1 protein-coding gene is annotated in these 530 nt (G+C 66.0%); it reads left to right on the forward strand.

Annotated elements, in window-relative coordinates:
* Window positions 1–530: ATP-binding protein (locus ACODSO_RS29230; protein ID WP_489040086.1), on the forward strand; the 530-nt coding region annotated here is incomplete at both ends.

A 530-nucleotide genomic window follows, 5' to 3' on the forward strand; every position in this document is an offset into this window, starting at 1 on the left:
CAGGTCATCGCCGATCAGCACGGCAACGTCGTCGTCGCCGGCACCCGCGACTGCTCCCTGCAGCGCCGCTTCCAGAAACTCGTCGAAGAAGCACCGGCCCCGTTCCTCACCGACGCCCAGCGCGCCGAGATCCATTCCTCCGCCAAAGCCATCTGCCGTGAAGCCGGCTACTACGGCGCCGGCACCGTGGAATACCTCGTCGGCCAAGACGGCCTCGTGAGCTTCTTGGAGGTCAACACGCGCCTGCAGGTCGAGCATCCCGTCACCGAAGAAACCTCCGGTATCGACCTGGTGCTGCAGCAGTTCCGTATCGCCAACGGCGAAGAACTCTCCATCACCGAAGACCCCACCCCGCGCGGACACTCCTTCGAATTCCGCATCAACGGTGAAGACGCCGGCCGCGGGTTCCTGCCCGCACCCGGACCGGTCACCACCTTCATCGCCCCCTCCGGGCCCGGTGTCCGCGTCGACTCCGGTGTCGAATCCGGCTCCGTGATCGGTGGCCAGTTCGACTCGATGCTCGCCAAGCT

The sequence above is a fragment of the Rhodococcus sp. FG69 genome (genome assembly GCF_057808915.1).